We start from the raw sequence: 10,061 nt of genomic DNA, 5'->3' as shown, positions 1-10,061 counted from the left end.
CGCCGCTCGCCGCTCCCGCCGCGGACACGCCGGCGCCTTCCGACTACGCCGCGGCCAAGGCCCTGGCCGACCGCGACGAAGCCGGCCTGCCGGCGGCGATGGAGGAACGCCTGCAGACCCTGCAACGCGCGGCGCTGGACGAGGGCGTGGCCAGTTGCGCCACGCCGCGCCCGGACACCTCGCCGTTCACCGTGGTGGTGCAGGTGCAGGCCGACGGCAGCGTCGGCGCCAGCTGGCGCAATGGCACCACGCCGCTGGCCCTGTGCCTGGAGCGTTTCCTGCGCCAGCGCCCGCTGCTGGCGCCGCCGCAGGCGCCGCTGTACCTGTCCTACGAGGTCTCGTTCGAGAAGTGAGCCGGATCGCCGGGATCGGCCCGACCCTCAAATGAGAGTTGATCTCATTTGAACCGGCATGGGGTAGAATGGCCGCCGTTCCTTCCCCATCACGATCAACGGCATGTCTTCCGCTTTTGGCCCCGAAACGGTGCTCGATGTCCGCCACTGGACCGAGGACTACTTCAGCTTCACCACCACCCGCAACGACGGCTTCCGTTTCGACAACGGCCAGTTCGTGATGATCGGCCTGGAGACGGAGACGCGGCCGCTGCTGCGCGCCTATTCCATCGCCAGCGCCAACTGGGAAGAGCAACTGGAGTTCTTCAGCATCAAGGTACCGGACGGCCCGCTGACCTCTCGCCTGCAGCACATCAAGCCCGGCGATTCGGTGCTGGTCGGCAAGAAGCCCACCGGCACTCTGCTGATCAGCGACCTGCACCCGGGCCGCCACCTGTACCTGCTGGGCACCGGCACCGGGCTGGCGCCGTGGCTGTCGGTGATCAAGGACCCGGAAACCTACGAGCGCTTCGACAAGGTGGTCCTCACCCACGGCGTGCGCTTCGAGAAGGACCTGGCCTACCGCGACTATTTCGAGAAGGAACTGCCGCAGCACGAGTTCCTCGGCGAGACCATCCGCGAGAAGCTGCTGTACTACCCGGCGGTGACCCGCGAGGACTTCCGCAACCGCGGCCGCCTCACCGAGTTGCTCGAGAGCGGCGAAATGCAGCGCACCCTCGGCCTGCCGCCGCTGAACCCGGAACACGACCGCGCGATGATCTGCGGCAGCCCGCAGATGCTGGCCGACCTGCGCCATACCCTGGACGCCCGCGGCTTCGTCGCCTCGCCGCGCATCGGCTCGCCAGGGCATTACGTGTTCGAGCGCGCGTTCGTCGAGAAGTGACGGCGCTGCGCGTCTCCGATCATAGGAGCGGCTTCAGCCGCGATGGGCGTTCCCGGTAAAGCATCGCGGCTGAAGCCGCTCCTGCCGGATAAGCGACACGGCGGCAGGTCAAAGCGAAATAGTGGGGAGTATTTTGTGGGAGGGACTTCAGTCCCGACGCCTTTAACTCGAACACGTCGGGACTGAAGTCCCTCCCACAAGAGCAGGCATCCAGCATTCAAGACCACGCCGAGCGTCCTCGGCCGAATCGTCACCCCAGCGCCCGCTCGATCTCGTCGGCCAGCGCTTCCGGCTTGTCGGTCGGCGCATAACGCGCCAGCACCTGGCCGTCGCGGCCGACCAGGAACTTGCTGAAATTCCACTTAATCGCGGCGATGCCGAGCAGCCCGGATTTCTGCTGCTTGAGCCAGCGCCACAGCGGATGCGCGCCGTCGCCGTTGACCTGCACCTTGGCGAACATCGGGAAATCAACGTCGTAGCTGAGCGAACAGAACTGGCGGATCTCCGCGGCATCGCCCGGCTCCTGGTGGCCGAACTGATCGCAGGGAAAGCCCAGCACCACCAGCCCGCGCTCGCGATAGCGCTGCCACAGCGCCTGCAGCCCGGCGTACTGCGGGGTGAAACCGCACTTGGAGGCAACGTTGACGATCAACAGCACCTTGCCGGCGTAGTCGGCAAGCGGCTGCGCCTGCCCGTCGAGCGTGGTCGCGGTGAAGGCGTAGGCGGTGGTCGGCGTGTCCATGGATCCTCGTGGTGCGGCGCGCCGCAGCGGCGCTGGGTCGAGGCGATGCTACGCGGTGGCCGCACGCGTCGCCAGCGAACCGGGGCCGATGCGCGAGGCGGCGTCGCAGAGGTGGGCGCGAACGCGCCAACGCACACCGCCAGCGCATCACCGATGCGTGGCCGCACCGGCGCCGCCACGCGCGAAAGCGCACTGCATCAAGGTTCACGCCAAATGCCGCAAAGCCTTGAGAAACAAGCGCCGATGCTGCAGCGCTCCCATGGCTTTCGTCACGGGTCACGCCTGCCGGCCTGGGGTAGCCTGCCTGATCACCATGATCGCGGATACCGCTTGATGACCTCTCGCCTCGCCCTTGCCCTCGCCGCCACGCTCGGACTCGCCATGCCCGCCTACGCCGCTCCGGCCACCACGCCCACCGCCGCCACGGCGGCCACGCAGGCCAACCCGTTCTTCGCCGAAAGCCCGCTGCCGCTGCATTACCCGCAGTTCGACAAGATCAAGGACAGCGATTTCGCGCCCGCGTTCGACGCCGGCATGGCGCAGCAACTGAAGGAAATGCAGGCCATCGCCGATCAGACCGCCAAACCGACCTTCGACAACACCATCGTGGCGATGGAGAAGAGCGGGCAGGTCCTGGACCGCGCCACCACCGTGTTCTTCAACCTGGTCGGCGCCGACACCAACGACACCCGCAAGAAACTGCAGGCCGAGTACGCCGGCAAGCTGGCCGCGCACCGCGATGCGATCGCGCTCAATCCCAAGCTGTTCGCGCGCATCCAGACCCTGTACGACACCCGCAACCAGCTCGGTCTGGACGCGGAGGGCGTGCGCCTGATCGAGAAGTACCACAGCGACTTCGTCCGCGACGGCGCCAAGCTCAACGACGCCGACAAGGCCAAGCTCAAGGCGATGAACGCCGAACTGGCCGAACTGGGCACCAAGTTCAGCCAGAACGTGCTGGCCGAAGTGAACGCCGCCGCGGTGGTGGTGGACGACGTCAAGCAGCTCGACGGCCTGTCCGACGCGCAGATCGCCGCGGCCGCCGAAGCGGCCAAGGCGCGCAAGCTCGACGGCAAGTACGTGATCGCCCTGCTCAACACCACCGGCCAGCCGCCGCTGGCCCAGCTCAAGGATCGCGCCCTGCGGCAGAAGATCTACGAGGCCTCGGTGTCGCGCGGCAGCCACGGCGGCCCGTACGACAACACCGCGCTGGTGTCGCGGATCATGACCCTGCGCGCCGACCGCGCCAAGCTGCTCGGCTATCCGAACCACGCCGCCTATTCGCTGGAAACCCAAACGGCGAAGACGCCCGAAGCGGTCAACGCCATGCTCGGCAAGCTGGCCCCGGCCGCGGTGGCCAACGCCAAGCGCGAGGCGGCCGACCTGCAGGCGATGATCGACCAGGAGCAGAAAGCCGCCGGCAAGCCCAGCTTCAAGCTCGAGGCCTGGGACTGGGCCTACTACACCGAGAAGGTGCGCCAGGCCAAGTACGACTTCGACGAGGCCCAGCTCAAGCCCTACTTCGAACTGAAGAACGTGCTGGAAAACGGCGTGTTCTACGCCGCCAACCAGGAATACGGGCTGACCTTCAAGCAGCGCACCGACCTGCCCACCTACCGCGACGACGTACTGGTCTACGACGTATTCGACGCCGACGGCAGCCAGCTGGCGATCTTCATCGCCGACATGTACGCGCGCGAGTCCAAGCGCGGCGGCGCCTGGATGAGCTCCTACGTGTCGCAGTCGGCGCTGACCGGCGACAAGCCGGTGGTCGCCAACCACCTCAACATTCCCAAGCCGCCGGCCGGGCAACCGACCCTGCTGACCTGGGACGAGGTCACCACCGCCTTCCACGAGTTCGGCCATGCGCTGCACGGCATGTTCTCGAACGTGAAGTACCCGTACTTCTCCGGCACCAGCGTGCCGCGCGACTTCGTCGAGTTCCCCTCGCAGGTCAACGAGATGTGGGCCGACGATCCGGCCATCCTCAAGCACTACGCCAAGCACTACCAGAGCGGCGCGCCGATGCCGCAGGCACTGCTGGACAAGGTGGTGGCCACCGCCAAGTTCAACCAGGGCTTCGCCACCACCGAGTACCTGGGCGCGGCGATGCTCGACCAGCGCTGGCACCAGCTGAGCGCCGGCCAGGTGCCGCCGGCATCGGGCGTGATGGACTTCGAGGCCAAGGCGCTGGCGGCCGACGGCATCGCCTATCCGCCGGTGCCGCCGCGCTACCGTACGCCGTACTTCAGCCACATCATGGGCGGCTATGCGGCCGGCTACTACGCCTACATCTGGGCCGAGGTGCTGGACGCCAACACCCAGCAGTGGTTCAAGCAGCATGGCGGGCTGAGCCGCGCCAACGGCGACCGCTTCCGCAAGACCCTGCTCTCGCGAGGCGGCAGCGTCGATGCGATGCAGTTGTTCCAGGACTTCGCCGGACACGCGCCGCAGATCGAACCCTTGCTGGAGAAGCGCGGCCTCAACGCCACGCCGGCGGCGACGCCGAGCGCACGCTGAGGCGCAGCGCGGCGCGGCCCGTGCGGCCGTGCCGCCACGTCGCGACGACGTCACGGCGGAACACACCCGCGACCGACCGCAGAACGCAACACGCACGACGCCCGGCTCAGCCGGGCGTCGTGTTTTTCAGCCTGCCGTCGCGATGGCGACGCGCGGTACGCCGCGCGTGGCCGTCAGCGGCTTACTGGCCGTCGCTGGAGGCGTTGATGCTGGCACCCAGCGAGGCATTGCCGCCGGCCTGCCCCTGCGCCTGACCGCTACCGGCCTGCGCACCGCCCTGGCCACCCGCACCCGCCTGGCCCGACACCGACCCACCATGCGTGCCCGCGCTGTGCGAGGCGCTGCCGCTGGCCGCACCGTTGGCACTGCCGTTGCCAGACAGCGCCGGCACCGCCGGCACCGTCGGCAGGCTGCCGCCGCTGGCGGCGCCGTTGCCGCTGCCGTTACCGGCCGCACTCGACGCAGCACCGTTACCGGTCACGCCATTGACGGCACCGGCGGCATTGCCGGCGGTCGCCAGCGCCGCCGTGGGATTGGCCGCGCTGGTCGCCGCGCCGAGCGCGCCGTCGGCCTGGCCCATCGCGCTACCGGCCGCGCTGCGTGCCGCCGCACTGCCACTGGCGGCGGCATTGCCGGCCAGCGTGCGGCCCTGGTTCACCGCAGCACCGGCGGTCTGCGCCGCGCCGTCCGCGGTGGCCGCGCCACGCGCCGCCGCCCGCTGCGCCGCCATCCGCGCACGCTGCGACGACTGCTCGATGCCGCTGCGGGCGCGATCCAGCGGAACCCCGGCGTCCAGGCGGCCTGCGCCCATGCCGTTGCCGACGAGGCTGCCGCCGCCCAGGCCGCCCAGGGTGCCGTTGACCGCACCGCCCACGCTGCCCGCACCGCCCAGCAACTGCGCGCCGGCCACGCCCGGGATCAGCGCCACCGACGCCACCAGCACCGCGCTCGCCAACAGAGTCTTGCCGTTCATCGCATTCTCCTCGTGTCGCCGCAGGCCATCTGCGGCTCTCATGTCTCCCTACGAATCGAGCGACGCAGAACATCCCGTGCAGGCGGGACGCAGACAGAATGCGTTCAGCCGCCCGGCGCGCGCTGCAGCGGCAGGTCCGCGCCGAGCAGCCCGGCGCCGTACACCGGATCGGTGCCGGGCGAACCGAGATCGCGCGCCTGCGCCTGCAACTGCGTGCGCACCTGCGCGGCCGCCTGCGGATTCGGCTGCGACAGCGCCTGCGCCGCCAGCCGCGCCACCAGCGGCGCCGCGAAGGAGGTGCCGCGCTGCGCCTGCCAGCGGCCCTGCGGTGCCGCGGCGATCAGTTCGCCGACCGCGGCGAAGGCCACCTGCGGCCCACGCCCCGCCTCCGGCAAGACCCGCGCACGCGCATCCACCGCGGTGACACCGATCACCCCGGGATAGGCCGCGGGATACAGCGGCGGTGCCGCCGGGCCGTCGTTGCCCACCGCGGCGACCAGCACGTGGCCGCGCGCGAGCATGCGCTGCACGGCGAGTTGCAGCGCACGGTTGGGCCCGCCGATCAGGCTGATGTTGATCACCGGCACCTGCTGCTGCGCCATCCATGCCAGTGCCCCGACCAGCTCGACCACGGTGCCGCCATCGGCCTGTCCGCAATAGATGTCGGCCGCATACAGGGTCCGCGCGAACGGCCCGTGCGCCACCGCGCGTCCCGCCAGCAGCGAGGCGACCGCCGTGCCGTGCGGCTGCGCGCGCACCTGCCCGTCGCACCCCCAGGATTGCACCTGCACGCCGGCCAGCGCCGGATGCGCCGCATCCACGCCGCTGTCGATCAGGCCGACCACAAAGCCGCCCGTCGCGGCGCCAGCGGCTGCCGGAGCGGCGGAGGCGCTGGCGGGTGCCGGCGGCGTCGCTGCCGATCCGCTGTAAACGTGGTTGTAGTCGTAATCGCCCTGCGGATCGCGCTCGCGCAGCTGCTGCAGCGCGCGGCGCGTGGACAGGCCCGATGGCACCTGCAGCACCACCAGGCGCAGGCCGAATTCGCCGAAGCTGCGCTGCTCCAGCACGGCGAAGCCGGCCGCCTGCGCCGCCTGCAGCGCGGCCGGGTCCGGCTCCAGCGCCACCACCTGCCCGCGCATCACCACGGCGCCGCCCTCGTCGCGCTCCAGCCCGCGCGGATCGCTGCGCAGCAGCGCCTGCAGGCGTTTCAGGCGCAGCCGTTCGACCTCGCCGCGCGCGTCCTGCAGCGACTCTCCCACCCGATTCATGCCGCCCTGCACGCCCTGGGTGACGTCCTGCACCAGCCCGCCGGCCGACGGCAGCGCCAGCTGCGCCCATACCGGTGTCGCCACCGCCAGCCATGCCACGGCCATCCAGCGCATTCGTCTGCCCGTCGCCATGCCCCGCTCCGTTGTCCGCCCCTGTTGGCGTGCCACACTAATCCTGCCATCCCGACACGCGGTGAACGCCGCGCCGCGCCCATGGAAGAAAACCCCTCCGCCGAACGTATCACCGACATGCACGCCGATCCCACGGCCGCCGTCGGCGACGGCATCTGTACCCTGCTGCCGCAGTTGCGGCGCTTCGCGCGTGCCGTCGCCGGCCATCGCGAGGACGCCGACGACCTGCTGCAGATCGCGATCGAGCGCGCGCTGCGCCGCGCCGGGCAATGGCGGCCGGAGACGCCGCTGCAGTACTGGCTGTACGGCATCATCCGCCACGCCTGGATCGACGAGGTGCGGGCGCAGCGGCGACGGCGGCAGGTCTTCGTCGATGCCGCCGAGGGCGAGCACGTCGGCGACACGCCGCTGGAGCGGCAGCAGGACTGGATGGCGGTGCAGGCCGCGATGGCCGGCCTGCCCGAGGAACAACGCCTGGCGATCGCACTGGTGCTGATCGAAGGCCTGTCCTACAAGGATGCCGCGGCGGTGTTGGAGATTCCGCTCGGCACACTCACCAGCCGGCTCGCGCGTGGGCGCGAAGCCCTGCAGGCGTCACTGGAGGCGACCGCATGAACACCACGATCGACGCACTCACGCTGCAGGCCTACGCCGACGGCGAACTGGATGCGGCGCAGGCCGCCCAGGTGGAAGCGGCGTTGCGCAGCGACCCGCAGCTGGCACAGGCGCTGGAGCGGCTGCGCAGCCTGCAGGCGCGGCTGCGCGCCGGCTTTGCCCCGGTACTGGACGAAGCGGTGCCCGCGCGCCTGCTCGCCGCTGCGCGTGCACGGCCGGCCGACGCGCCTGACCAAGACACCGCTGTCGCGGCGCGGCCGGCCTCGCCCGTCCATGCGACGGCGCAGGCAAGCCGACCGACGCCGCTGCGGCCGCGTGCGCGGCGCCGCTGGGCGCTGCCGGCGGCCTTGGCGGCGGCGCTGTTGCTGGGGCTGTGGATCGCGCAGCGGCAATTGCCGCAGGGCGATGCGCACGGCCCGACGGTCGCGGCGGCCCGGGGGAGCGTCGCCGAGGGCGCGCTGGCGCAGGCGCTGACGCAGCAGTTGTCCGGCCAGTCCCAGGGAAGCGTGCGCATCGGCCTGAGCTTCCGCGATCGCGACGGCCATTACTGCCGCACCTTCGCGCTGTCGAACACCAACGCCGGCCTGGCCTGCCAGCGCGACGGCGCATGGCGGGTGGAACTGCTGGTGCCGGCCGGCGAACGCGAAGACGGCGGCGGCATGCGCATGGCGGCCAGCCCGATGCCGGCCGCGGTGCTGCAGGCGGTGGATGCGCGCATCGCCGGCGAGGCGCTGGATGCCGACGGCGAACAGCACGCGCGCGCACGCGGCTGGCGCTAGGAACAGGCCGATGTCCTGCCTGCTTTGGGATGGGCAACGCGCCTAGAACACCTCCGAAGCACACCGGAACGCGTCCGGCAGGAGCGGCTTCAGCCGCGACGCGCGTTTCCGACACACCGGTCGCGGCTGAAGTCGCTCCTGCAGCACATCGATTCACGCTCGATGCCGCGGACGCACCTTCTTCGAGGTTGCCCTCAGGGCAGCGCCGCCTGCGTCTTCGACTCGGTGGCAGCGTCGAGGCCGTCGATGCCGGCCAGCATCTTCTTCAGCAATTTCTCCAGCTGCTGCTGCTCGCCGGCATCCAGCGCCGCGGTTTCCGTCTCCAGGAACGCACACACGTCCGGCAGCAAGCGTTCGATCAGGGCGATGCCGGCCGGCTGCAGGGTCAGCGCGACCTTGCGCCGGTCTTCCGGACTGGCCGTGCGCGACAGCAGCCCCTTGCTGCACAGGCTGTCGGTGAGACGGGTGATGTTGGCCGGCTTCTCGCTTGCGGCCTCGGCCACCTCGGTGGGGGTGATGCACTGCTCGGGCGTGCCGTACAGCATCATCAGGATCTCGTACTCCGGCGGGCTGATGCCGTACTCCTTGAGCACGCCGCTGGCGTTGGCATGCACGCGCTTGTACAGGTGCTTGACCAGCCGGACCAGGACGGCGGGCTCGCGCGGGAAGGCCGGATAGCGCGCGCAGGTGTGCGCCACACGCCGCTCGGTCTGATCGAAACTGCCCATAAGAAATCGATTGCAAGTGGGGTAGCCGCCAATGCTACCCATTGCGCATCGTTCCGACGAGGGCACGCGTTGCGTTCCCGCATGCTGTCGACGCGGTGCACCGCACGCCGACGCCGACGCGCGCTGGCGCGCCGGCCACCGCTCAGGCGGCGAACAGCGGCGCGTATTCCGGTGCCACCAGCTCGCGCAGCACGCTGGCCGGCACGTCCACCGTCTGCGTGCCATCGGCGTACGGCCCCACCTGGTATGGCGGGAACACGAAACGCAAGGCGGTGATCTTGCCCGCCGCGTCGACCAACGGCTGGAACTGGCTGAAGTTGCCGGGCTGCGGCTCGGTGCCTTCGGCGATCATCTTGCTGGCGCTGCGCACCTGCTCGTCCTGGTCCTCCGGCGGCACCTGTTCGGCATCCACCCGCGTCTGCACCGCCTGGCGCAGCTGCGCGGCGACATAGCCGGCCACCTGCTTCCAGTGCGACGCATCCGGGATCAGTGTCTCGGCGGTGAGCATGCGCTGCTGCTGCGGCAGCCACACCCAACGCGCCACCAGCGGTTCGCCGTGCGCACCGCCGGTGTAGCGGCTGCCGTCTGCGCTCAGCGCGACCAGGTCCGGACGCTCCAGCAGCATCTCGAACTGCAGCGAGAGTTCGTAGGGCGCGCGCGGGCGATCGTTGCCCAGCCCGTCGACCGCTTCCATCAGCTCGCTGCGCGCGCTCTGCGCGTAGCGGTTGGCCGCCTCGGCCAGTCCGGGATAGCGGTTGATCGACGGCGGAAAAGTGATGCCGACCACATAGCTGGGGCTGTGTTCGACGATGTCCTTCAGTTCCGGCGGCGTGGCCTGCGCCGGCTCCGGCGCCGCGGAAGCCTCGCTTTGTGCCGGTGCCGCGGCGGGCGCCGGTACGGCGGCCGGTTCCTCGCGTTTGCAGCCGGCCAGTGCCAGCGCCGCGGCGACCGCCAGTGCCGTCCATGCCATCCGCCCGTTGCCCATCGTCTCTGCCCTGCTCACGTCGACTGCCCCTGTTCCTGCAATGCCTGTAAAAGTGGCGCGCATTATCGCGCCGTTGCGGTGCC

General features: G+C 70.4%; 10 protein-coding genes. 5 read left to right on the top strand and 5 right to left on the bottom strand.

The window, feature by feature from the left end:
- On the top strand, positions 1 to 353 hold a 353-nt coding region (locus CEK69_RS21360), incomplete at its 5' end, for a hypothetical protein (protein ID WP_226975237.1).
- 103 nt (positions 354 to 456) lie between these two features.
- Positions 457 to 1,236, top strand: a complete 780-nt coding sequence (locus CEK69_RS19500; RefSeq protein ID WP_152247456.1) for a ferredoxin--NADP reductase — start codon at positions 457 to 459, stop codon at positions 1,234 to 1,236.
- A gap of 250 nt (positions 1,237 to 1,486) precedes the next feature.
- Here the strand turns inward: CEK69_RS19500 and CEK69_RS19495 are convergent, their stop codons facing one another.
- Positions 1,487 to 1,978: a glutathione peroxidase gene (locus tag CEK69_RS19495; RefSeq protein WP_017915538.1), complete on the bottom strand. Its 492-nt coding sequence runs from the start codon at positions 1,976 to 1,978 to the stop codon at positions 1,487 to 1,489.
- Between the two features lie 333 nt (positions 1,979 to 2,311).
- On the opposite strand from CEK69_RS19495, the gene CEK69_RS19490 reads away from it, so the two are divergent.
- A complete protein-coding gene (locus CEK69_RS19490; RefSeq protein ID WP_193314045.1) occupies positions 2,312 to 4,498 on the top strand; it encodes a M3 family metallopeptidase in 2,187 nt (728 codons plus the stop codon).
- 181 nt (positions 4,499 to 4,679) lie between these two features.
- Here the strand turns inward: CEK69_RS19490 and CEK69_RS19485 are convergent, their stop codons facing one another.
- Entirely contained in the window at positions 4,680 to 5,471 is a 792-nt protein-coding gene (locus tag CEK69_RS19485) for a hypothetical protein (RefSeq protein ID WP_152247454.1), read from the bottom strand.
- Positions 5,472 to 5,575: 104 nt separating this feature from the next.
- The gene (locus tag CEK69_RS19480) at positions 5,576 to 6,844 is read right to left on the bottom strand and encodes a S8 family serine peptidase (protein ID WP_226975236.1); all 1,269 of its coding nucleotides are present in this window, start codon (positions 6,842 to 6,844) and stop codon (positions 5,576 to 5,578) included.
- Positions 6,845 to 6,952: 108 nt separating this feature from the next.
- On the opposite strand from CEK69_RS19480, the gene CEK69_RS19475 reads away from it, so the two are divergent.
- Both CEK69_RS19475 and CEK69_RS19470 read left to right on the top strand, forming a co-directional pair.
- Entirely contained in the window at positions 6,953 to 7,486 is a 534-nt protein-coding gene (locus tag CEK69_RS19475) for an RNA polymerase sigma factor (protein WP_017907990.1), read from the top strand.
- Positions 7,483 to 8,265, top strand: a complete 783-nt coding sequence (locus tag CEK69_RS19470; protein WP_152247452.1) for a hypothetical protein — start codon at positions 7,483 to 7,485, stop codon at positions 8,263 to 8,265. Before CEK69_RS19475 ends, CEK69_RS19470 begins: the two co-directional genes overlap by 4 nt.
- Before the next feature lie 194 nt (positions 8,266 to 8,459).
- On the opposite strand, the gene CEK69_RS19465 is transcribed toward CEK69_RS19470, so the two are convergent.
- Positions 8,460 to 8,993 carry a MarR family transcriptional regulator gene (locus CEK69_RS19465; RefSeq protein WP_152247450.1) on the bottom strand — a complete coding sequence of 178 codons (534 nt, stop codon included), beginning with the start codon at positions 8,991 to 8,993 and terminating at the stop codon, positions 8,460 to 8,462.
- Positions 8,994 to 9,135: 142 nt separating this feature from the next.
- Positions 9,136 to 9,963 (bottom strand): DUF3298 and DUF4163 domain-containing protein, encoded by an 828-nt coding sequence (locus CEK69_RS19460; RefSeq protein WP_148829724.1) that lies wholly within the window; start codon positions 9,961 to 9,963, stop codon positions 9,136 to 9,138.
- Positions 9,964 to 10,061 lie beyond the last annotated feature (98 nt).

The organism is Xanthomonas sp. LMG 12462 (assembly GCF_009192885.1).
In the GTDB taxonomy this organism is placed as follows: Bacteria; Pseudomonadota; Gammaproteobacteria; order Xanthomonadales; family Xanthomonadaceae; genus Xanthomonas_A; species Xanthomonas_A sontii.
Note: the sequence above shows the minus strand (reverse complement) of the source record. Positions and strands in the feature narration are given on the sequence as shown.